Source organism: Microbacterium kribbense (assembly GCF_039537285.1).
GTDB classification, from domain to species: Bacteria; Actinomycetota; Actinomycetes; order Actinomycetales; family Microbacteriaceae; genus Microbacterium; species Microbacterium kribbense.
The window spans coordinates 163,054-186,265 of record NZ_BAABAF010000006.1; the positions used below are offsets into that span (position 1 = coordinate 163,054).

The 23,212-nt window shown below is 67.9% G+C and carries 19 protein-coding genes; 10 read left to right on the plus strand and 9 right to left on the minus strand.

The annotated features are described in order from the left end of the window. The first annotated feature begins 17 nt into the window (after positions 1-17). Genes ABD705_RS09040 through ABD705_RS09065 form a run of 6 tightly spaced genes read left to right on the plus strand, consistent with a single transcriptional unit; the run spans position 18 to position 6,543 of the window. A complete protein-coding gene (locus tag ABD705_RS09040) occupies positions 18-1,505 on the plus strand; it encodes an aldehyde dehydrogenase family protein (protein ID WP_344782729.1) in 1,488 nt (495 codons plus the stop codon). A gap of 9 nt (positions 1,506-1,514) precedes the next feature. Then, positions 1,515-2,645 carry an NDMA-dependent alcohol dehydrogenase gene (locus ABD705_RS09045; RefSeq protein ID WP_344782731.1) on the plus strand — a complete coding sequence of 377 codons (1,131 nt, stop codon included), beginning with the start codon at positions 1,515-1,517 and terminating at the stop codon, positions 2,643-2,645. A 37-nt stretch (positions 2,646-2,682) separates the two neighbouring features. Further along, on the plus strand, positions 2,683-3,234 hold the full coding sequence (locus ABD705_RS09050) for a UGSC family (seleno)protein (RefSeq protein WP_344782733.1): 552 nt from the start codon (positions 2,683-2,685) through the stop codon (positions 3,232-3,234). Then, positions 3,231-4,316: a hypothetical protein gene (locus ABD705_RS09055; protein ID WP_344782735.1), complete on the plus strand. Its 1,086-nt coding sequence runs from the start codon at positions 3,231-3,233 to the stop codon at positions 4,314-4,316. The genes ABD705_RS09050 and ABD705_RS09055 overlap by 4 nt, the downstream gene beginning before the upstream one ends. Before the next feature lie 60 nt (positions 4,317-4,376). Further along, a complete protein-coding gene (locus ABD705_RS09060) occupies positions 4,377-5,483 on the plus strand; it encodes a zinc-dependent alcohol dehydrogenase (protein WP_344782737.1) in 1,107 nt (368 codons plus the stop codon). Between the two features lie 19 nt (positions 5,484-5,502). Next, positions 5,503-6,543, plus strand: a complete 1,041-nt coding sequence (locus ABD705_RS09065; RefSeq protein WP_344782739.1) for an amidohydrolase family protein — start codon at positions 5,503-5,505, stop codon at positions 6,541-6,543. A gap of 67 nt (positions 6,544-6,610) precedes the next feature. Here ABD705_RS09065 and ABD705_RS09070 read toward each other — a convergent pair whose 3' ends face one another. From ABD705_RS09070 to ABD705_RS09100, 7 genes are all read right to left on the minus strand, one after another. Continuing rightward, positions 6,611-7,660: an ABC transporter ATP-binding protein gene (locus ABD705_RS09070; RefSeq protein ID WP_344782741.1), complete on the minus strand. Its 1,050-nt coding sequence runs from the start codon at positions 7,658-7,660 to the stop codon at positions 6,611-6,613. Beyond that, positions 7,657-8,655 (minus strand): ABC transporter ATP-binding protein, encoded by a 999-nt coding sequence (locus tag ABD705_RS09075; RefSeq protein ID WP_344782743.1) that lies wholly within the window; start codon positions 8,653-8,655, stop codon positions 7,657-7,659. The genes ABD705_RS09070 and ABD705_RS09075 overlap by 4 nt, the downstream gene beginning before the upstream one ends. Before the next feature lie 110 nt (positions 8,656-8,765). Next, a complete protein-coding gene (locus tag ABD705_RS09080) occupies positions 8,766-9,641 on the minus strand; it encodes an ABC transporter permease (protein ID WP_344782745.1) in 876 nt (291 codons plus the stop codon). Then, positions 9,628-10,596 (minus strand): ABC transporter permease, encoded by a 969-nt coding sequence (locus ABD705_RS09085; protein ID WP_344782747.1) that lies wholly within the window; start codon positions 10,594-10,596, stop codon positions 9,628-9,630. The genes ABD705_RS09080 and ABD705_RS09085 overlap by 14 nt, the downstream gene beginning before the upstream one ends. Before the next feature lie 59 nt (positions 10,597-10,655). Further along, entirely contained in the window at positions 10,656-12,440 is a 1,785-nt protein-coding gene (locus tag ABD705_RS09090) for an ABC transporter substrate-binding protein (RefSeq protein ID WP_344782749.1), read from the minus strand. Positions 12,441-12,730: 290 nt separating this feature from the next. Continuing rightward, entirely contained in the window at positions 12,731-13,402 is a 672-nt protein-coding gene (locus ABD705_RS09095; protein ID WP_344782751.1) for a 3-oxoacid CoA-transferase subunit B, read from the minus strand. Beyond that, positions 13,399-14,151: a CoA transferase subunit A gene (locus ABD705_RS09100; RefSeq protein ID WP_344782753.1), complete on the minus strand. Its 753-nt coding sequence runs from the start codon at positions 14,149-14,151 to the stop codon at positions 13,399-13,401. Before ABD705_RS09100 ends, ABD705_RS09095 begins: the two co-directional genes overlap by 4 nt. Before the next feature lie 485 nt (positions 14,152-14,636). Here ABD705_RS09100 and ABD705_RS09105 point away from each other — a divergent pair, with 485 nt between their 5' ends. Next, on the plus strand, positions 14,637-15,416 hold the full coding sequence (locus ABD705_RS09105) for an IclR family transcriptional regulator (protein ID WP_344782754.1): 780 nt from the start codon (positions 14,637-14,639) through the stop codon (positions 15,414-15,416). A 181-nt stretch (positions 15,417-15,597) separates the two neighbouring features. Then, on the plus strand, positions 15,598-17,052 hold the full coding sequence (locus tag ABD705_RS09110) for an aldehyde dehydrogenase (RefSeq protein ID WP_344782894.1): 1,455 nt from the start codon (positions 15,598-15,600) through the stop codon (positions 17,050-17,052). Between the two features lie 18 nt (positions 17,053-17,070). On the opposite strand, the gene ABD705_RS09115 is transcribed toward ABD705_RS09110, so the two are convergent. Further along, the gene (locus tag ABD705_RS09115) at positions 17,071-18,270 is read right to left on the minus strand and encodes a pyridoxal phosphate-dependent aminotransferase (RefSeq protein ID WP_344782756.1); all 1,200 of its coding nucleotides are present in this window, start codon (positions 18,268-18,270) and stop codon (positions 17,071-17,073) included. Between the two features lie 101 nt (positions 18,271-18,371). On the opposite strand from ABD705_RS09115, the gene ABD705_RS09120 reads away from it, so the two are divergent. Together ABD705_RS09120 and ABD705_RS09125 are read left to right on the plus strand one after the other, a co-directional pair. Then, complete coding sequence (locus ABD705_RS09120; RefSeq protein WP_344782758.1) at positions 18,372-20,084, plus strand: acyl-CoA dehydrogenase family protein; 1,713 nt, start codon at positions 18,372-18,374, stop codon at positions 20,082-20,084. A 214-nt stretch (positions 20,085-20,298) separates the two neighbouring features. Then, positions 20,299-21,345, plus strand: a complete 1,047-nt coding sequence (locus ABD705_RS09125; RefSeq protein ID WP_344782760.1) for a hypothetical protein — start codon at positions 20,299-20,301, stop codon at positions 21,343-21,345. A 124-nt stretch (positions 21,346-21,469) separates the two neighbouring features. On the opposite strand, the gene aceB is transcribed toward ABD705_RS09125, so the two are convergent. Then, positions 21,470-23,155, minus strand: coding sequence for a malate synthase A (aceB, locus tag ABD705_RS09130; protein WP_425562059.1), 1,686 nt, complete (start codon positions 23,153-23,155; stop codon positions 21,470-21,472). Between the last annotated feature and the right edge of the window lie 57 nt (positions 23,156-23,212).

Genomic DNA, 23,212 nt, shown 5'->3' on the forward strand with positions numbered 1-23,212 from the left:
CCCAGGAGGACACGATCATGACCCTCACAAGTTCCGCTCCGACTCTGCCCGAGTCGCTGGTCGTCGATGGCGTTCAGCTGATCGGCGGCCAGTGGGTGCCCTCGGCCACGGGGCGCACCATCGATGTCATCAATCCGGCCAATCGCGAGCGTCTCGCATCGGTGCCGCGCGGCGACGCGGCCGACATCGATGCGGCGGTGCAGGCGGCCGAGCGCGCCTTCCCGGCGTGGCGCGACCTGAACGCGACCGCGCGCGCGGCGCTGCTGTTCCGCTGGGCCGATCTGATCGACCTGCACGTGAGCGAACTGGATCAGATCGAGTCGCAGGAGGTGGGTCGTCCGCACTGGGGGCCGCCGCCGATGGCCGGCCAGCTGCGGTTCATCGCCGGCCAGGCCGACAAGGTCCATGGCGTCTCACTGCCTACCTACTCGCCGGATACGCTCGGCTTCACGCTGCGCGAGCCCTATGGGGTGGTCGGGGCGATCATCCCCTGGAACGCGCCGGGGCCGATGTTCGTCACCGAGGTGGGCGCCGCGATCGCGGCCGGCAACACGATCGTGATGAAGCCGGCAGAGGACGCACCGCTGACGCCGCTCGCGCTCGCGAAGCTGTCGATCGAGGCCGGGATCCCCGCCGGTGTCATCAATGTCGTCACGGGCCTGGGCCACGAGGCCGGGGCCGCGCTGCCCGCGCACCCGGGGATCCGACGGATGGGCTTCACCGGGTCGCCGTTCACCGGATCGCTGGTCATGGCGGCGTGCGCGAAGAATCTGACGTCGCTGCACCTGGAGCTGGGCGGGAAGTCTCCGCAGGTCGTGTTCCCCGACGCGGACCTGGATGCCGCCGTGCCGGCCATGGTGTCGGGCATCACGTTGAACACCGGCCAGATCTGCGCCGCCGGGTCGCGGGTGGTCGTGCTGCGCAGCATCCACGACGAGCTCGTCGAACGGCTCGCCACCCAGATGCAGAAGATCACGGTCGGGCCCTGGCACCAGCCGGTCAACATGGGGCCGCTGATCAATGAGAAGCAGCACCACCGGGTGCTCGGCTACATCGAGGCGGGCAAGGACGCCGGCGCCGAACTGGTCACGGGTGGCGGGGTTCCCTCCGGCGATGACTACGGCAACGGCTTCTTCGTCGAGCCGACGCTGTTCGACGCCGTCTCCCCGGACATGACGATCGCGCGAGAGGAGATCTTCGGCCCCGTGCTGTCGGTGATCGCCGTCGACGACGAGCGGGAGGCGGTCGAGGTCGCCAACGGCACCGACTACGGCCTGGTCGCCTCGGTGTGGACCCGCGATGTGGGTGTCGCCATCCGGATGAGCCGGTCGCTGCAGGCCGGGCAGGTGGTAGTGAACAACGCGCTGGGCGCCGGTGTCATCGGCGGGCCCTTCGGCGGTTACAAGAGCAGCGGCTTCGGCCGCACGATGGGTGCCGACTCGGTGCTCGAGTGGACCCAGGTCAAGACCGTGTCGATGCGTCCCGCTGCGATCCGGACGTTCTGAGAGGCAGAGATGGCAACCATAACGACACGCGCGGCAGTCGCGCACCAGGCTCACGAGGGGTGGGAGCTCACCGAGCTGCAGCTGGACGACCCCAAGGAGCATGAGGTCCGCATCCGGCTGGTCGCGTCGGGGCTGTGCCATTCAGATCACCACATCACCGAAGGGGATGCCCGGGTCCGGATGCCCGTGGTCGGTGGGCACGAGGGCGCTGGCATCGTCGAGTCGGTAGGCCCGAACGTCACCCGCGTCAAGACCGGCGACCGCGTGGTGCTCTCCTACATCCCGGCGTGCGGCGTGTGCCGCCCGTGTTCGACCGGGCACCAGAATATGTGCGTGAAGGGACTGAACGCCGGCACCGGCATGTTCCTGGACGGCACCTATCGCTTCCATCGCGATGGTGAGGACTACGGCGGATTCTGCTCATTGGGTACCTTCTCCGAGTACCTCGTGGCGTCGGAATGGGCGGTCGTGCCGCTTCCCGACCACATTCCGTTCCCCATCGCCTCGCTGGTCGGCTGCGGTGTGCCCACCGGGTGGGGCTCGGCGGTCTATGCCGCGGGTGTGCGCGCCGGGGACACCGTCGTGGTGTTCGGTGCCGGCGGCGTCGGCAGCAATGCCGTGCAGGGCGCGCGGTATGCGGGCGCCAAGGACGTCATCGTCGTCGATCCCATCGAATTCAAGCGCGAGCACGCCAAGATCTTCGGAGCCACCGCAGCCTTCGCCACCGCCCAGGAGGCACACGACTACGTGCGCTCGATGACGAAGGGTCAGCTTGCCGATCACGCGATCATGACCCCCGATGCGGTCACCGAAGAGATGATCAATGCCGCGGTCCTGATGACCGGCAAGGGCGGCAAGGTGACGATCACCGCTGTCGGGCACTTCACCGAGAAGGCCGTGCATGTGCACGCCGGTGCGCTCATCGGCTATCAGCGGCAGATCCGGGGCGCCCTGTTCGGCGACTGCAATCCGCTGTACGACATCCCGCGGCTGCTGCGCCTGTACGACTCCGGTGATCTCAAGCTCGACGAGCTCGTGACGCGCAAGTACTCGCTGGATCAGGTGAACGAGGCCTACGACGATCTGGTCGCCGGGCGCAACATCCGTGGCGTGATCATCCACGATCCGGCCCTGGCCTGACCGGCCGCCGGCTCAGGTCGCCAGAAGAGGAGTTCCCATGTCCCACACCATCCTTGACCCGACCGGTCGTGCCGCGGTGGCCGATACCGGTGTGCAGGGCGCTCATGCGCCGCGCCCGTCAGGACTGACCGGTGCCCGTGTCGGCCTGCTTGACAACACCAAGCACAACGCGCTGCTGTTTCTCACCGAGGTCGGCGACCTGCTCGTGTCGGAGTATGGTGCGGCCGGAGTGTCGATCATCGAGACGAAGAAGAGCTTCTCGGTGCCGATCGACGACGAGATCGTCGCACGCTATCAGGGTGCGTGCGACGTCGTGGTCACCGGAGTCGGGGACTGCGGGTCCTGTAGCGCAGCCGCGGTGGCGGACGGCATCAACTTCGAGCGAGCGGGTCTGCCTGCTGCGGTCGTGCTCACCGATGCCTTCCTGACGACGGGCCGCACGATGGCCAAGGTGCAGGGGGCGCCGGACTACGAGTGGATCACCACCCAGCATCCCATGGCCGTCCTCACGCCGGATCAGGTCAAGGAGCGCGCGCGGCTGCTGCTTCCCGAGATCGTGCAGGCGCTGACGGCGGGAGAAGCCGCATGAGCACCGCCGTGCAGACCGACGTCGACCCGGATGCCGCTCAGCGCGCCATCGAGTACTGCTATGCGCAGGGCTGGAGCGACGGGCTGCCGCTCGTGCCGCCCACGCGATCGCTCGTGGACGAGTTCCTCGCCGCGGGCGGCCGTGAGCCGGGCGAGGTGATCGGGCGGATGCCGCAGGTCGATCGGACGGTGACCGTCGACCTCGCCGCCATCAATGCCGCGATGGCCGGCTGCAAGCCGGAGTATTTCCCGGTGGTGCTGGCGGCATGGGCGGCTCTCATGCGCGAACGCGCCGCGATGGGCGGCGGCTGGCAGTCCACGAGCGGGCCCGCGCCCCTCATCATCGTCAACGGACCGATCCGCGAGCAGCTCGGGTTCAACAGCACCGGCGGGATCTTCGGGCCCGGATTCCGACCCAATGCGACGGTGGCGCGCACGATCGGACTTATCGTGCGCAACGTGTTCGGAGTCATCCCGCACGAACTCGAGCAGGCCACTCAGGGCGTGCCCGGACGATGGTCGATCTGCTTCGGCGAGAACGAGGAGGACAGCCCGTGGCCGCCGCTCGCGACCGACCTCGGCGTGCCCGGTGACGCGGTGACGACCACCCTGCTGCGCACGTGCGAGTATGTCGACAATCGCCACACCGCCGACCCCGAACAGCTGCTTGGGGACTTCGCCGACACGATCGGACGGTCCGGCTCCTGGATCTTCCAGAACGCCGGCGTGGGCGTCATCCTGTGCCCGGAGCATGCGCATCTGCTGGCCGACGCGGGCTTCAGTCGCGCCGACGTGCAGCGGTGGCTCGCCGAACGGTCCGGACGGACGACCGCGGCTCTGGCCGCCGCCGGAAAGGACCTCGTGGACACGCGAGTACGCCAGCCCGGCAACGCCGACCGCCCGGAGGAATTCCAGCGCACGATCGCCGACGGCGCCGAATCGAGCATCCTCGTGGCGGTCGGCGGATCGCGGACTGCGGGGATATCGATGGTCGTGCGCTTGTTCGCCGACTGGTCCGGCACCTCGGTGCCGATCGGCGCCGGGGGCCTGGCCCCGCACGCTTCCCACCGGGATCCCCGGTGATGTCTGTCCCCATCAGCCTGCCCGTGGCCGGCTGACCACCCGATACGAAGGCGAGCAGAGATGCCTCAGATGGTGCGCGCCGCGGTCCAGACCGGGCCCCGGACGATCGAGATGCGCGAGTTCGCGCGACCTGTGACCGGAGCCGACGACGGCCTGTTGCGCGTGGAGGCCAACGGCATCTGCGGCAGCGACGTCGAGATCTACCGCGGCCACATCGGGATGAACCGCGACCCGTTCATCCCCGGCCATGAGCCGATGGGCATCATCGAGGAGATCGGCGATCGCGCGGCCTCGCGCTGGGGGGTGCAGGTCGGCGACCGTGTCGCCCTCGAGGTGATCGTGCCCTGTCGAGCCTGCAGCGATTGCCTGAAGGGGAACTACCAGGCCTGCCCATTCCGCAAGTATGGGCACGGCGTGACCGGTGTCGACGTCGAGCCCAGCCTGTGGGGCGGATTCGCCGAATACCTCTACCTGTCTCCGAACACGATCGTGCACAAGATCGACAAGTCCCTGCCGGTCGACGTCGCTGCGATGTACAACCCGCTCGGCGCAGGTGTGCGCTGGGCGATCGATCTCGGTGAAGTGGGCCTGGGCGACAGTCTGCTGGTGCTCGGCTCCGGGCAGCGGGGTCTGGCCGCCGTGATCGCCGCGAAGGCGGCGGGGGCGCAGACCGTCATCGTGACCGGACTCCAGCGCGACGCGCACAAGCTCGCGATCGCCCGCGAGCTGGGCGCCGACCACACCTTCACCGTCGACGGTGACGACGCCGTCGACGTCGTTCAGGCCGTCCAGGACCTCACCGGCGGACGAGGCGTGGACGTCACGCTCGACGTCACCCCGATGGCCGCGCAGCCGGTCACCGATGCACTCCTGGCCACTCGCCACGGTGGCCGCGTCGTGCTCGCCGGGCTCAAGGGCCATCGTGAGATCCCGCTGGTGACCGATGTCATCATCAACCGCGCTCTGACGATCAAAGGCGCGTTCGGGGTGGACTCCACCGCGAACGAGAAGGCGATCGCGCTGATCGAGTCAGGTCGCTTCCCCCTGGATAAGCTGCACACCCACACGTTCGGGCTGGACGACGTCGGACTCGCGATCGACACGCTGGCCGGCGACACCGACGACAAGACCGCGATCCACGTGTCCGTCCACCCCGGCCTTGTCTGACACATCCAGGAGACAGCCCGTGATCATCGACGCCCACGCCCATTTCCTGCCCGGCGAATACCCCGATCACGCGCCGGCGTGCTTCCCGCAGATGGAACCCATCGAGGGGTCCGCCGACCGCCTGCTCGTGTTCGGCAAGATGCGGTTCCCGGCGAGGGAGGTCTTCTTCGCTGCCGAGCGCCGCGTCGAGGCGCAGGACGCCTCCGACATCGATGCCGAGGTCGTCAGTCCTATGCCGCCGCTGCTGCGCTACGACCTGCCCGCACGCGACGGGCTCGCCCTCGCCCAGCACGTGAACGATGTGGCCGCCGAGCTCGCCGCCTACGCGCCGGACCGTATCCTCGCGCTCGGGATGGTGCCGCTGCAGGATCCGGATGCCGCGGCCGGCGAGCTCGCCGAGATCGGGGCGCGAGGGCTCGCCGGTGTCGAGATCGCCTCGAACGTTCTCGGGCGCTCGATCGGCGACGATCGGTTCCTGCCGTTCTTCCAGGAGGCCGAACGTCTCGGGCTGTCGGTGTTCGTCCATGCTATGCCGGCTTCCACGGACCGGCTGCCGACGGCCGCGATGGGAACATACGTGGTGGGTATCGAGGGGGCACTGGCGGCGGCATCCCTGATTCTCGGTGGCACGGCAGCCGCCTGCCCCGATCTGCGCATCTCGTTCAGCCATGCCGCCGGGGGCTTCCCACTCATGGTTCCCCGCGCGAACTACTTCTGGGGCGGCTCGTGGAACGAGGGGCCCCGCGACCCGCGGCGTGCCGTGATGCCCGATGACGGGCCGTCGCCGCTGGAGTATGCGCGCCGCTTCTACTACGACTCGATGGTGTTCGACCACCGGGCGATCCGGTACCTGATCGATCTGCTCGGTGCCGACCGGCTGCTGGTGGGGTCGGACTTCCCCGCGATGCCGCGGGAAGAGCCTGGAGCGAAGACTCTGCGCGACATGAAGCTGCCTGATGACCAGTGGCGCGACATCAGCCACCGTAACGCGCTGCGGTGGCTGGGCCGTGGACCCGACACCACGGACGCACACGCCAAGCGGGTCGAAGCCGCCATCTGAGAGGTCGGATGACTCCGACAGATGGTCCTCCGGCTACTGTCAATGCCTTACGGATCGGCGTACCCAGTCACTTGAGGGCCGCAGCCACCCCATCGGGATCGTCGAGTGGGAAGTGGCACGCGGCCAGGTGACCCGGCCGGTGTTCGATCAACGCCGGATTCACCTCGGCGCAGATATCCTGTGCGAACGGGCAGCGGGTGCGGAAGCGACATCCGCTCGGTGGGTCCAGCGGTGACGGCGTCTCGCCTTCCTGGGCGACGGGCCGGTGTGCGACCCCGGTCTCTGGATCAAGTCCGGGGACGGAGTCCAAGAGCGCCCGGGTGTAGGGGTGCAGCGGTGCGTTGTAGATCTGCTCGGACGGCCCCACCTCGACGATACGTCCCAGATACATGACCGCCACGCGGTCGCTGACCTGCTTGACCGTGGCCAGGTTGTGTGCGATGAACAGGTACGAGAGCCCCAACTCTGCACGCAGCTTCTCGAAGAGATTGATGATCTGTGCCTGGATGAGCACGTCGAGAGAGGAGATCGCCTCGTCGCAGATGATGATCTTCGGATTCAGGGCGATCGCCCGGGCGATCGCCACCCGCTGAGCTTGGCCCCCGGACAACTCCATGGGGCGCCGTCGCAGGTAGACGTCGGGGTTCAGACCGACCATATCGAGGAGTTCTCGCACCCTTTCACGGCGCGCGGCACTCTTCATCCGGGTATAACCGAGCAGCGGCTCCTCTACCACATCCTGGATCCGCCACCGTGGGTTCAGGGAACCGAAGGGATCCTGGTAGACCATCTGGATGTTCGCGCGGGCCTGCTTGAGCCGACGCTTCGACATCCCGACCAGGTTCTGGCCCTCGAAGATGACCTCGCCCGATTGTGGCCGATCCAGCTGGATGATGGAGCGGGCGAGCGTGGTCTTGCCCGATCCCGTTTCGCCGACGATTCCGAGGGTCTCGCCCGACATGAGGTCGAGCGATACGTCCGAGACGGCGTGGACGACGCCGGTCTTGACGCCGCCTGGACCCCTGCTGACGAACTCCTGAACGAGGTTGCGCACGGACAGCAGCGGCTCAAGCCTCGTCGCGGTGGTCGAGAGCGTCATCTGGTCGGTGTCAGTCACGAGAGGTCCTCATCCCTCGTGCGGATATCGATCGGGATGCCGGTGTCCTTGTCGCCCGATGCCGGATGCGGGTTCCAGCAGGCGAAGCGATGGCCCGGTTCGTGTTCGTCCAGCGGAGGCTCCTTGATCGCGCAGATGTCGACGGCGCGCGGGCAACGGGCTCGGAAGGCGCAACCGACGGGCAGCGCGCTCAGGTCCGGCGGCTCGCCGGCGATCGTCTTGAGCGACGTGTGCGAGGGGACCCCCAGCTGCGGGATCGCCTCGAGCAGCGCCTTGGTGTATGGATGCCGTACGTGCCGGAAGAGGGTCTTCGTGTCGGCGCGCTCGACGATCTTGCCGGCGTACATCACCAGCACATCGTCCGCGTAGCTGGCAGCGAGTGCGAGGTCGTGGCTGATCATGATGACCGCCGTGCCGAGCCGTTCCTGCAGATCGACGAGCAGTTCCATGATCTGCGCCTGTGTCGTCACATCCAGCGCCGTGGTCGCCTCGTCGGCGATCAACAACTTCGGGTTCGCCGCCAGGGCGATCGCGATCATGACGCGCTGACGCATCCCACCTGACAGCTGGTGGGGATATTCGTGGTACCGGTGCTCTGCCGCCGGCAGCCGCACGAGCTTCAGCAGCTCCACGGCGCGCTCGGCCACCTCTTTACGACCGATCTGGAGATGCATGCGGACGGCTTCGCCGATCTGCTTTCCGACGCTCATGGTCGGGTTGAGCGACCGGGCGGGATCCTGGAAGACCATCGCGATGTCGTTTCCTCGGATCTGACGCAGAGCCTTCTCATTCATGCCGATCAACTCGGTGTCGCTCAGCGTGGCCGAACCCGTCACGAACGCACTCGGCGGCAGCAGGCCCATCAGAGCGCGCACGCTCACCGACTTGCCTGATCCGGACTCGCCGATGATCGCGAGTGTGCGCCCGCTCCGCACCGAATAGGAGAGGCCATTGACCGCATGCAATGGTGGTGCGCCTGCGCGGGAGAAGGTCACCCGCAGGTCGTTGACTTCGAGTATCGGTCGGGGCTCCTTCCCGCTCCCGCTCGCCCCGCTCGGGGCCATGCCGACAGGAGCCTCCACGCCGACCTCCGTCTCCACCACATTCATCGGGTGCTCATCTCGTCTCGCACGTTTTCGCCGAGCAGGTTGAAGGCGAGCACCGTGAGGAGCAGCGCAAGGCTTGGCCACAACACCTGCAGAGGGGTCGCCGACAGCGCCTGCTGGCCGTCGAAGATCATATTCCCCCAGCTCGGATCGGGGACCGGAATGCCGAGTCCGAGGAAGCTCAGGGCACCTTCAGTAACGATGATGATGCCCATGCCCAGTGCCAGGAAATTGAGCAGCTGCGGAGCGATGTTCGGCGCGATGTGGCGCAACAGCACCCGCCATGCCGGACTCCCGCTCAACTGTGCGGCCTGGATGAACGGCATGCTGGTGACCTGGAGCGCCGCCGAACGCGACAAGCGCGCCACCGCAGGGACGCTGAACGCGATCAGGGCCAGTATCGTCGTCGACAGGCTCGGACCGAGTCCCTGCGCGATCACGATGATCAGCACCAGCGAGGGGAACGCGATCAGCACGTCGAGTGCGCGCATGATGATCGCGTCTGTCACGCCTCCGGCATAGGCCGAAATGGCTCCTATCAGACCGCCGATCGCCAAGCCGACCGCGTTGACCGTGATCGCGACGATCAATGACGAGCGACCTCCGTAGATGAGACGCGAGAGGATGTCGTTGCCGCTGGCGTCGGTGCCCAGCAGATGTCCGGGCGCACCCGGCGGAAGGCTGCTGTTGAGGATGTCGCCCCCGATCGGAGCCGGCAAGGGCAGGACGAACGGGCCGATGAAACACACGGCCATGAGCGCGATGACGAACCCCGCGGGAACCCACAGCATCAGACGATGGCGGATCTGCGCCGCACGCATGCCGGCAACCGTCGCCACGGGCGCGATGCTGACGGAGGTTTCAGTGACTGCCATAGCGGATCCTCGGATCGAGAACGGCGTACATCAGATCCACGACCAGATTCGCCCCGACGGCTATCGCTGCGAAGATGATGACGCAGACCAAGACGACGGGGCTGTCGCCTGCAAGTGCGCCCTGCAGAAGCGTCACCCCGAGGCCGGGCATGGCGAAGATCTGCTCGATGATCACAGTGCCGCCTACCAGCCCGCCGACATTGAGGCCCACGATGGTGAGCATCCCGAACGAGGAATTGCGGAACGCATGCTGCCAGAGGACCCGCCAGGGGCCCGCACCCTTGGAACGCGCCGTCTCGACGTAATCCTCGGAATTCATGACTTCTACCAGGTCACCCCGTAGGAACCTGGTGTAGAAGGCGAAGAGCGGAATGGACAGGGCGAGCACGGGCATCGTCACCGAGATCAGATTCGGAATGACCCCTTGATCCAGCGGCGCATACCCTATTGCCGGGAGCATGCGCAGCATAACGGAGAACACGATCACCAGCAGGAGTGCCAGCACATAGTTCGGCAGTGCCAGCAGAGTCATCGAGATGACCATCACGATGCGATCGAAGATGCCACCGGGCTTGTGGGCGGCGAGCACTGCGATCGGCACCGCGACCGCGAGTGAGACCACGAACGCCAGCACGACCAATTCGATCGTGACAGGAAGGCGCTCTGCGAGAAGGGTGCTGATCGGCTGTCCGCTGATCAGCGAATGGCCGAAGTCGCCGCGGAAGACCGCTCCCAGCCACGAGAAATAGCGTACGACGGGAGGCGTGTCCAAACCCATCTGGTGACGGAGGGCAGCGACTTGTTCCTCGGAGGCACTCATGCCTGCCTGCTTGCGGGCGATGTCTCCGGATGTCGCTTCCAGCAGTGCGAACACGATGGCGGTGATGGCGAACACGATCAGCACCGAGACGAGCAGCCGCCTGACTGCCAGCCTGACCAGGGGGGATCCGGCCACCCGTCCGAGGAGCGATGTGCGCTCCTCGGACCGGACAACCGGAATCAGGGCGGAACTCGTCACTTCTTGCTGACCCAGACCTGGTCGTAGAGGATTCCGGTGTTGACGGCCACCGCGGGTATCGGTGTGGTCAGGCCGGGGCCGTGAACGCCCTTGCGTACGATCTCCGCCGGTGAGAACGCGAACCCGAAGGGTGCGTACGCCTCATCCGAGATGATCTGTGCTACCTGCTTGTACAGGTCGCCGCGCTTGGCGACGTCGAGCGTCCCCGCCGCGCTGGCCAGCAGATCGTCGAGGTGCGTTGTCAGTCGCTGCTTCAGCGCGTCCTTGGCATTGGCCGCTCCCTTCGGCAATGGGGTGCCGCTGAAGGGTGACGTCGAACCGAAGCGGACCCCGACGCCGATCCCGGTGGCCGGATCCCATGCGCCGGCGGTCTGCAGGAACGACTGCCATTGGCCACTGATGAAGGTGCTGATCAGGTCGCCGAGCGCCTGGGTCTTCAACTCGACGTCGATGCCCGCCTTCTTCCACTGGGTCTGCAGCGCGGTGACCACCACCGGTGCGACTCCGGTGCTGATCGTGTTCAGAACGATCTTCAGCCCACCGAGCTCTTGGACGAGGGCCTTGGCCTTGGCCAGGTCGAAGGTGCGGTAGCCGGGAACCTTCGGCGTGTAGAAGAGGCCGGCCGACGCTGTGAAGGACTCACTGGGCTCACCGTTGCCGTTGAAGACACCCTTGTTGATCGCAGCCCAGTCGGTCGCGTAATAGATCGCTTCCCGGGCCTTGATGTTGTCGAACGGCGCCATCCGGGTGTTCAGCTGGATCACGTACGGTGATGTCGGCGGGATCAGCGTGACCTGGAGATCCGGATTGCTCTGGGCCTTGGTGATCAGCGACACCGTGCTGAGGCCTTCGATGGCGTCCGCTTGACCTGCCTGAAGCGTCTGGTAGGCCACCTGGTCTCCGGTGACCGACTGGAAGGTCAATTTGTCGAGATAGGGCAGCCCTGACTTGAAGTAATGCGGGTTCCGCTCGAGGGCGAGTTTCTGGCTCATCGTGTTGCTGGCGATGGTGAAGGGGCCGGCACCGACGGGTGTCACTTTGAAGGCCGCGGCCCCGAGTTTCTTGTAGGCGGTCGGCGAGGCGAGCCAATTGAGGTTAGTGCCCGGCAGGCCGTTGATGAAGGTGGCATTGACCGCGCTGAAGTGCACCTCGACGGTGAGATCGTCCACCGGAACGATGGCCCCCATGTCCTGCTCCACCTTGACCGGATCGTAACCGGCAGGCAACGCATCGAGGATGCTCTGCTTGAGTTCAGAGCTGATCTTCGGCTTCATGTTCCGGGCGAGCAGAACATTCGTCGGGGCGGAGGTGGAACCCGAGTCCAGGTCTCGAACCCAATTCCACAGGACGGCGTCGGCATTGACGGGGGTGCCATCACTGAAGGTCATGCCGCTGCGCAGCTTGATCGTCAGCGTGAGGCCATCGCTCGAGTACTTGAAGCTCTCGGCCTGGGTCGGCTCGATTCTGCCGTTCTTGCCATCCTTGTCCGCGTTCAAGACGAACAGGCCGCCATAAATGGCGGACATCTGAGAAAGGTTCGCGCCGACGGTGTTGCTGGTCGCAGGGTCGAGGCCGGTTGCCCAGCCTCCGGCGAAGCCGGCGTCCAGCAGAACCGTGATGGCTCCGCCACGTTGCGGAGTACCGGCGTCGGCCCCCGCCGCGCTTGGGCTCGTCGGTGGACTGGCGGTACAGGCGGTGGCTGCTAGTCCGAAACTCACCAACAAGGCGAGCGCACCGAACAGCCGTTTGGCTGACTGCCCTGCCTTCGCATTCTCCGGCATGTCATGTTCCCTTGGCTCAGGACGGATGGTGGCATCCGGCCATGGGCGTCGAACTGCTTTCGACTCGACGGCGGGCCGGACTCATCGGAGTCTCGCCGACTCCGAAGGTTCTATCCAGGCGACTTCCATCGGGCGAAAGGCGAGGCGCGGATTGCAGGGCTCGCGACGTCGACCAGGCTGTCGGCCGACGTGAACGGGAGAGAATCAGGCGAGTTCGTGAGGGCAGAGCACGGGCCTGAACCGGAGCGGGCGGCATGGCAGGGCCGTCCTACGGTCGTCGTCGGCGAGGGTCAGCGAGAAAGGTCTTCGGCGTATGCGGCCGACGTGCTGGCCCGCACGTCGGCCGCGCTCACACCCGGCGCATATTCCCTGAGGACCAGATGCCCGTCGATGACGTGGAAGACCGCGAGGTTCGTATAGATCCGCGTGACCACTCGAAAGCCCGTCACCGGGAAGGTGCACTGCGGCACGAGCTTCGGCTCGCCTCTGCGGTCGACGTGTTCCATGCACACCCAGACTTCGGGGGTGCCGGCCACGAGGTCCATCGCGCCGCCGACTGCAGGGTTGCGGCCTGGTACGTACCAGTTGGAGAGGTCACCGACCTCGGACACTTGCAGCGCCCCGAGGATCGTCACATCGAGGTGGCCACCCCGGACGATTGCGAAGGATGTCGCCGAATCGACGATGGCTGCGCCGGTCTTCAGGCTGACGGGCTGCTTGCCGGCGTCCGTCAGGTCGGGGTCCTCATGACTGACCCCCGGGTACGGTCCCATGCCGATGACGCCGTTCTCGGCGTGCAGAAGGATCTCGCGGTCCTCAGGGACGTAATTCGGCACGGCAAGCGGGATTCCGACGCCGAGATTGACGGTGTAGCCGTCGACCAAGTCCTCTGCGAGGCGCCGAGCGATGTCATCGCGGCGCAGACCTGCAAAGCGCGCGGTCTCGGTGCGGCCGGCCGTCATGCGATGCTCTCTTCCATGGTCTGCGCCGGCTTCGCCGGCACAGGTGCGGCAGTCATGACCACATGATCCACGAAGATGCCGGGCAGGTGCACGTCATCGGGTTCGATCTCGCCCGCGGGGACGAGTTGCTCGACCTCCGCGAAAGTGATCCGACCGGACATGGCTGCCAGCGGGTTGAAGTTGCGTGCCGTCAAGTGGAAGCGCAGGTTGCCCTTCGGGTCGGCCTTACGGGCCTTGGCGAAGCCGAAGTCGGCGACGATGCCGTACTCCAGCACGTATCGACGACCGTTGATCTCGCGGGTCTCCTTCTCCGGTATGTACGTCGCAGCCTTGCCATCGCAATATGACAACGGGAAGGTCCCGTCGGCCAGCATCGTCCCGGCTCCCGACGGGGTGAAGAACGCCGCGATCCCGCTGCCTCCCGCCCGCAAGCGCTCCGCGAGAGTACCCTGCGGGATCAGCTCCAACTCGATCTTGCCTGCGAAGTACTCGTCGTAGAACTCTTGAAGGATGGGGAAAGAGGCGGTGACACGTCGCACTCTGCCTTCCACGACGAGACGGCCGACGCCGGTGAAATCGTGCCCTACGTTGTTCACGATGACGTGTAGGTCGCGACGGTCCAAGTCGCACAGCGCGTTGATCAGTGCATCCGGTCGTCCGGAGCTGCCGAATCCACCGATTGCGATCGAGGCACCGGACCGTATGATGTCCAGCACCTCCCTGAGGTCAGGCGCGAACTTGTCGATCACCGTGTGTCCTTCGTGGCTGTCAAGGATTCGAGAGAGTGGTGCTCAGTCAACCTGATCGGGCGGCGCTGGGGAACCGACTCTTCCGTGCCGCAGAAGCCGGATGCCGCAAGCCGCCTTAGTGGTGAGCCCCTACGACTGCGGCGATCTGGGGTGGGGCGAATTGATCACGCGCACATAGGTACGCGATGAGCTCGACGAGGCGTATGGCGATCTGGTGGAGTATCCACGGGGTGATCCTGCACGACGCGCGAGCACTCGTCGGTCAGCACTCGAGCATGGCCGTAGCCGGTCGGCGTCGGCCCGAGCGAGCGCGACATCGTCCAAACCGCGATTGATGTGCCGGAATCCTGATCAGGCCTTTTCGTCGGCGGGACGTACGATTCCACCCGACGGAAGACAGTGGCCTCCCTACGGCACACTGACTATCGTCGCCGGAGAATGGATGCCGAGGACGGACAGGGAGATCGGACGGGGGAGGCGCACAGGTGCGCGATCTTATGCAGGACGAGGCAGCCGCTCCCCGCCCGACGGCCGCGGGCCGGGTGCTCGCGATCTTCGAGGTGTTCCGCACGGCGTCGTCGGCGCTGAGCATGGCTGAGGTGAGCCGCAGGGCAAGCCTGAGCATGACGACCACGCACCGGTTGATGCACGAACTGCTGGACTGGGGCGCCGTCGAGCGCACGGACGAGGGCCGCTACCGGCTCGGCACGAAGATGCTCGAGCTCGCAGCGTCGTCGGGCGCGGCGCTGCGCCTGCGCGAGCGGGCCGTCCCCGCACTGCTGCGCCTGCACCGGATGTTGCGTGTGCTGGTCGTTCATCTCTCGATCCGTGACGGGTTCGAATCCGTCTATGTGGAGTCGTTCCGCAGCGCGCATGGCACGATCAGCACGAACCGCATCGGCGGGCGCATGCCACTGCATCTGACCGCGAACGGGCGCATCCTGCTCGCTTACGCCGATTCCGCGGTGCAGGATGCGTATCTCGCGAGTCCGCTGGAGGCGCGCACGCGGTTCAGCGACGTCGACCCGGCAGTGCTGCGCGGCGAGTTCGAGCTAGTACGCGAACGACGGTGGATCATCACCACCGGCCAGGTCACCGAGAACACCGGCGGCATCGCGGCTCCGGTCTTCGACGGTCACGACCGTGTGGTCGCCGCGGTGGGAATCGTCGTGAACGTCGCTGAACAGCATCTGGAGGATTACGTCGAGATGGTGCGGTCGGCGGCGGCGCAGATCACCCACGCGATCGAGACCGTCGAGGATTGAGCGGGCAACTGGACTTGTTCCCCTCATCATGTTGCCACCGTGCGGAAGTGCTGTTTTGTGGCGGGTGAGAGCCGTCGATAATGAGAGTGCGTCTGCCGGGAGAGAGATCCCGGTCAGCGGGTGCAAGAACGCGTCTGCGCGTCTGGATGAACACGAGGCGCGACAGGAGGATGTCGTGAGCATGACGGTGGAAGACGAGCGTCTCGTCGGCGCCCGTGCGGTGTATGCCGGCGGGCGGTGGTCGACGGCGGTGACATCAACGCGCATCGAGGTGCGCAATCCATACGACCGGAGCCTGGTGGGCGAGGTGGGCGATGGTTCCGCAGTCGATGTCGACGTCGCCGTCCGGGCAGCACGGGAGGCATTCGACCACGGACCGTGGCCGCGGATGGCCGCCTCCGAACGAGCGGAGTGGATGCGCCGGCTCGCAGACGAGCTGGAGCGCAGGGGCCCCGCGACGGCCCGTCTCGTGACCAACGAGAACGGGCAGCCGACGTCGATGTCGCGCGTGACAAACGGGGCCGTACCAGCCGCCCATATGCGCTACTACGCGGATCTCGCCGATCAGTTCGTTCCTGAAGAGGAGCGCTCCCACGTCACACGGGCGGGCTCGTCGGTCGTCCGGTCGGAGCCGGTCGGGGTGTGCGGACTCATCGTGCCGTGGAACTTCCCCCAATCGCTGCTGACTGCAAAGCTCGCTCCGGCGATGGCGGTCGGCTGCACCGTCGTGGTCAAGCCGGCTGCCGAGACCCCGCTGGACGCGTTCGTGCTCGCCGAGGCCGCGGACGCGATCGGTCTGCCCGCGGGGGTGATCAACATCGTCACCGGCGGTCGTGGAACCGGTGCGGCGCTGGTCGACCACCGCGGCGTTGACAAGATCGCTTTCACCGGATCGACCGCCGCAGGGCGGGTCATCGCGGCACGGTGCGGCGAGCGGCTCATCCCCGTCACCCTCGAACTCGGCGGCAAGTCGCCGGCGGTCGTCCTCGACGACGCGAATGCCGAGCAGACGCTGCAGCAGCTGAAGAGTCTTTCGTTCATGAACAGCGGGCAGACGTGCTTCCTGCTGTCGCGCGTGCTCGTGCCGCGCACGAGGCTCGACGAGTTCACCGACGGACTCGCTGCCGTCGCCGCCGGCCTCGTGCTCGGGGACCCGCGTGACGAGACGACCGAGCAGGGCCCGCTGGTCTCCGAACGCATCCGATCACGGGTGCGCGGATACGTCGACGCGGGCATCGCCGACGGCGCCCGGGCCGTGACCGGCGGACGCGACCTGCCCGGCGCGGACGGCTACTTCTTCGAGCCCACGGTCTTCGTCGACGTCGACCACGCCAGTGCGCTGGCGCAGGAGGAGGTGTTCGGTCCGGTCGTGATCGTGGCCCCGTACGAGGACGAGGACGAGGCCGTTGCCTTGGCGAACGACACGACGTACGGTCTGGGCGGCGCGGTGTTCGCCGCCCAGGACGATCGGGCGATGGCACTCGCGCGTCGCATCGAGACCGGCACGGTCGGCATCAACGGGTATCGGCCGGACCTGTCGGTACCCTTCGGCGGCTACAAGTCGTCAGGGCTCGGGCGTGAGAACGGCCCCGAGGCACTCGGCAACTTCCTCAAGACGAAATCCATCTACTGCTGAAGCGACGGACGGACGTGCTCAGGCGAACAGGCGCTGCAGGCGCTGGATCCCCTCCCGCAGCTGGTCGTCGCCGAGTGCGTACGACAGGCGCAGATAGCCGCTCGGGCCGAACGCTTCACCCGGCACGACGGCGACCTCGGCCGCATCGAGGATGAGGTCGGCCAGCTCCAGCGACGTGGTCGGCGTGGTGCCCGCCCATTCCCGATTCAGCAGGCCGCGCACGTCGGGGTAGACATAGAACGCGCCCTGCGGGGTCGGCACCGTGACGCCCTCGATCTTCGACAGTTCGCCGACGATCAGCTTGCGGCGCCGGTCGAACGCCTGACGGAACGCCTCGGACTCGTCCTGCGGGCCGTGCAGCGCTGCGATCGCCGCGCGCTGGGCGATGTTGTTCACGTTGCTGCACAGGTGCGACTGCAGGTTGGCGGCCACCTTGATGGCATCGGCCGGGCCCACCATCCACCCCAGACGCCAGCCGGTCATCGCGTAGGTCTTGGCGACGCCGTTGACCAGGATCGTCTGCGCGGCAAGTTCCGGCACCGCCTCGACGATCGAGGTCGCCTTCACCCCGTCGTAGACCAGGTTCTGGTAGATCTCGTCGGTGATGACCCAGATGCCGTGCTCAAGCGCCCACTGCCCGAGCGCGCGGGTCTCCTCCGCCGTGTACACCGACCCGGTCGGGTTCGACGGCGAGACGAACACCAGGGCGGTCGTCTTGTCGGTGCGCGCCGCCTCGAGCTGTTCGACCGTGACCTTGTAGTGCTGGTCGGCGCCGGCGAACACGTCCACCGGGATGCCGTCGGCCAGCCGGATCGCTTCGGGATACGTCGTCCAGTACGGCGCCGGCAGCAGCACCTCGTCGCCCGGGTTCAGCACGGCCTGGAATGCCTCGTACACGGCCTGCTTGCCGCCGTTGGTGACGATCACCTGCGCCGGGTCGACCGCAAGGCCCGAATCGCGCAGCGTCTTGGCGGCGATCGCCTGGCGCAGTTCGGGCAGGCCCGCCGCCGGCGTGTAACGGAAGTTCTTCGGGTCGCGCAGGGCGTCTGCCGCGGCATCCACGATGAACTGCGGTGTGGCGAAGTCCGGCTCGCCCGCCGCGTACGAGATGACGGGCTTGCCCTGGGCCTTCAGGGCCTTCGCCTTGGCATCCACCTTGAGCGTCGCCGATTCGGCGATGGCGGACAGTTTGCGAGACAGCGGAGCGTGTTCGGTCACACCAAAAGCGTAACCCGCCTCGTGCATCCCGGGAAAGATGAGACTCAGTGTCGCGTAGACTGGCCCTCAGTCCCACCGACCCACTGTGTGAGGAGCCCGCCATGGCCGCCGAATCCGCCTATGTCCCGCCCGTGTCCGACTATGCGTTCCTCTACCGCGAGGCGTTCGGCCTCGACCTCGTGGACCGCGCCACCGGCGGCGAGCTGTCTGCTGACGACGCCATCGAGATCATCGCCGGCGCCGGCGAATTCGCCGCCTCCGTCCTCGCGCCCCTTCACACCGTGGGCGACCGTGTGGGCGCCCGGCTGGTGGACGGCGACGTGCGCCTGCCCGACGGCTTCGCCGAGGCATACCAGGCGTTCGTCGAGGCCGGCTGGATCACCGCCGAAGCCCCCGTGACGGCCGGCGGCGACGGCCTGCCCGGAGTGGTCCGCGCCGGGCTCGGCGAGATCTGGAACGCCTCCAACGCGGCGTTCGCGCTGTGCTGGCTCCTGACCGCCGGGCAGATCCACGCGCTCGATGCCGCGGCATCCGACCAGATCCGCGAGACCTACCTGACCAAGCTCGTCTCGGGCCGGTGGACCGGCACGATGAACCTCACCGAGCCGGATGCCGGCACCGACCTCGGCGCGATCCGCACGATCGCGACGCCGCGCGATGACGGCACGTGGGGGATCAGCGGCCAGAAGATCTTCATCACGTGGGGCGACCACGACATCGCGGAGAACATCGTGCACCTCGTGCTGGCGCGCACCCCGGACGCCCCCGCCGGTGCGAAGGGACTGTCGCTGTTCGTCGCCCCGCGCCTCCTCGTGAACGACGATGGGAGCCTGGGCGACCGGAACGCGATCACGACGGTCGCGATCGAGCACAAGCTCGGCATCCACGGGTCGCCGACCTGCGTGCTGGCGTACGAGGACGCCACCGGCTACCTCGTCGGCGAGGTCGGCGGGGGACTGGCCGGCATGTTCGTCATGATGAACTCGGCCCGCACCGAGATGGGCTTCCAGGCCACCGGCATCGCCGACCGCGCTTACCAGCAGGCCGCCGGCTATGCCGCGCAGCGCGTGCAGGGCGCGGTCATCGACCGCCCTGCCGGCACGCCGATCGCCGAGCACCCGGACGTGTGCCGACTGCTGCTGTCGATGTCGAGCCGGATCTTCGCGATGCGCGCACTGGGCGTGCACACGGCCGACCTGTTCGACCGCGACGAGACCGCGCTGGCGGAGTTCTTCGTCCCGATCCTGAAGGGGTGGACGACCGAGGACGCCGTGGCGGTGACATCCGATGCGATCCAGGTGCACGGCGGCATGGGCTTCATCGAAGAGACCGGAGCAGCCCAGCACTACCGCGACGCACGGATCATGCCGATCTACGAGGGCACGACTGCGATCCAGTCCAACGACCTCGTCGGCCGCAAGGTGGTCCGCGACCGTGGCGCGACCGCCGAGGTGCTGTTCGGCCGGATCGAGCAGACGATCGCGCAGCTGCAGCGGCAGGAGCACCCGGTGGCCGCCCGCACCGCCGAGCGACTGACCCGGGCGGTGGCGGCATCCCGGCGCGCGACCGCGTCGGTGCTGGGCTTCGCCGCCGCGCCCCGTGACGCCTACGCGGTCAGCGTGCCGTACCTGATGCTGCTGGGGACGCTCGCCGGTGGCTGGATGCACGCGCTCGCCGTCGTCGCGGTGCTCGCGCACGACGGGTCGTCGGACGAGGACGCCGCGCGCCTGACGTCTGCCGACTTCTACGGCGCCCACCACCTGCCACGGGTCCACATGCTCGCCGAGACGGTCGCCGCGGGCGAGATCGGCTGAGCGGCTGCCGCTGCGGCAGCCGCAACCGCGGCCGGGTTCGGCGACGATGGCCGCCGGTGGCGGCGGCGGTCGTCGGTCAGAACTCCGTCGATCCGAGGGCTCGGGCCGCCAAAGCGGCCGATTCGCGGCCGCTGCCGCACGGATGAGAGGAGTTCTGCCCGCCCTCGCGCGGGCACCTCGCCCGGGATAGGCTCCCGGCAACGGAGGTGGCGGCATGGAGGCTCTGCGGCGCGTGTCGGCCGGTGTGCTCGCGGTGCTGGTCGCCGGGGTGCTGGCGGCCTGCGCGGGCGGGCCGTTCGCGTCGCCGATCCCGCGCCCGGACGCGACGCCGGTGGCGGCACTGGGCTGCCCGGCGGCCGACGACGGCAGTGCGGGCGGGAGCGTGCCCGACGGGTTCGCACCCGCTGCGGCGTACCTGTGCGACCCGCATGCGACGCGCGACGACGCCCAGGGCACGTGGTCGGGCACGCGTCTGACCCGCTACGAGGGCGACTTCGGCCCGCTGCTGGCGGCGCTCGCCGAACCCGACGAGCCGGTGTGGAACGGCGCGTGCCCGGCGATCGGCTTCGCCGGACCGCTGCTGTGGCTGGGCGACGACGGAGGGCGCTTCGTGCCGGTCGCGTACCCGAAGGACGGATGCGGGATGCCGCGCACCGGCGCCGTCTTCGCGGCGGTCGACGCGCTCACGGTCGTCGACGAGCATTTCGAGCCCGGCCAGCTGGTGGACTCGGCCGCCGCGCGACGCGACGGCTGCCCGTCGATGACCGCGCCGCTCGTCGTTCTGGGCCATCCGGCCGATGCCGTGCCCTCCCTGCCCGACCCGGGTGCGATGGCGCTGTGCCGCTACGAGGCCGACCTCCCGCAGTCGGATGCCCCGGACGCCTCGGTCTCTTCGCCCGCCTTCACCGGGTCGACGGGACTGGATGCCGCGGCGGTGGCCGCACTGTGGGATGTCGCGGCGGCGGCGCGTCCTGCGCCCGCCGCGTGCGACGATCCGGCCACGCGCCTGATCGTGCTCGTGCCGCCGGCGGCCACCCGCGGCACGACGCCGCCCGGATCGGGCGACGTGGCGGCAGGCCCGACCGACGCGCAGGCGGGCAGCGTCGCGCCGACAGCGCCACCGGGTGTTGTCCCGCTCTCGCCGCGCGGCGAGAGCGTCACGGTCGAACTCGACGGCTGCCGCCGCCTGATCGATCGGGCACATCGCGCGTTCACCGCACCCGACGCACTGCTCGGGCTGCTCGCGCGTTCGTCCTCCTGAAGCGCCGCCCACGCTGCCCGCGCTGGTGGTCGGGCGTTCGCGGCCTGAACGCGGCGAACGGCCCGTCTCGCGCCGCCGCCTCCCGAGGAGGCGGCGGCGCGAGACGGGCCGTGTCGGTGCGGCGTCAGTCCTGCTCGGACAGGAACTGCGCGTACGCGCCCTGGGTCAGAAACGCCGGGAACTCCTCGCGCAGCGCCACCTCGCGGAACACCTCGGCGGCGTCGGCGAACCGGTCGCCGCCTGACCGCGGCACCTCGGCCAGCACCTGGTCGATCAGCTCCTCGACGTACTCCCGGGTGATCGGGGTCCCCTCCGCGGTGGAGCGGTCCTGGTGGATCCATTGCCAGATCTGCGAACGCGAGATCTCGGCGGTGGCGGCATCCTCCATCAGGTTGTCGATCGCGACGGCCCCCAGCCCGCGCAGCCACGCCTCGATGTAGCGGATCCCCACCGACACGTTGCCGTGCACGCCCGCCGCCGTGATCGGGCGGCCGATGCGCAGATCGATCAGCTGCCGCGCCGTGACGTGCACGTCGTCGCGCTGCCGGTCGATCTGGTTCGGGCGCTCGCCCAGCACGGCGTCGAACTCGGCCTGCGCGGTCGTGATCAGGTCAGGGTGGGCGACCCAGGTGCCGTCGAAGCCGTCGCCGGCCTCGCGCCGTTTGTCGGCGGTCACCTTCTCGATCGCCTGCGCCGTGACCTCGGGGTCGCGCCGGTTCGGGATGAACGCGCTCATCCCACCGATCGCGAACGCGCCGCGCTTGTGGCAGGTCTGCACCAGCAGCTCGGTATAGGCGCGCATGAACGGCACCGTCATGGTCACCTCGCTGCGGTCGGGCAGCACGAACCGGGCGCCGCGCCCGCGATAGTTCTTGATGATCGAGAAGATGTAGTCCCATCGCCCCGCGTTCAGCCCTGCGCAATGGTCGCGCAGCTCGAACAGGATCTCGTCCATCTCGAACGCCGCCGGCAGCGTCTCGATCAGCACGGTCGCGCGGATCGTGCCGTGCGCGATGCCCAGGTAGCGCTCGCTGAACGTGAAGACGTCGTCCCACAGCTTCGCCTCTTCCGAGCTCTCCAGCTTCGGCAGGTAGAAGTAGGGCCCGGCGCCGGCATCGATCAGCGCCTGCGCGTTGTTCACGAAGTACAGCCCGAAGTCGACCAGCGATCCGGATGCCGCCATCTGGCGCCCGGCGCGGTCGGTGAACCGGATGTGCTCTTCGACGAGGTGCCACCCGCGCGGACGCAGCACGATCGTGGGCGTGCGTTCGGCGGTGACCCGGTATTCCTTGCCCTGCGGGCTCGTGTAGCTCAGCTGCCCGCGGATCGCGTCGCGCAGCGACAGCTGCCCCTCGATGACGTTGCGCCAGGTGGGGCTCGTGGCGTCCTCCTGATCGGCCAGCCACACCCGCGCACCGGAGTTGAGGGCGTTGATGGTCATCTTTGGGTCGGTCGGGCCGGTGATCTCGACGCGCCGGTCGATCAGGCCCGGCGCCGGCGGCGCCACCCGCCAGTTCGGGTCTTCGCGGATGTGCGCGGTGTCGGCTCGGAAGTGCGGGTCGCGCCCGTTGCCGATCTCGAACCGGCGGCGCATCCGCTCGGCGAGCCGGTCGTGCCGGCGGCCGGCGAACCGGTCGTGCAGCGCGCCCAGGAACGCGATCGCCTCGGGGGTGAGGATCTCGTCGTACCGGTCGTGGCGCGGCCCGCGCACCTCGATCGAGGGCTCGGAGCTCATCGTGGGGATCGGGTTGGTGGTGGGACGGATGCCGATGCTCGGCCCCGTATCGATGGTGGTGTCGGTGAGGGTCATGATGTGTCCTTTTCGGAGAGGTTCGGGTGCGGGCTGCCGGAGGGATTCAATCGGCGA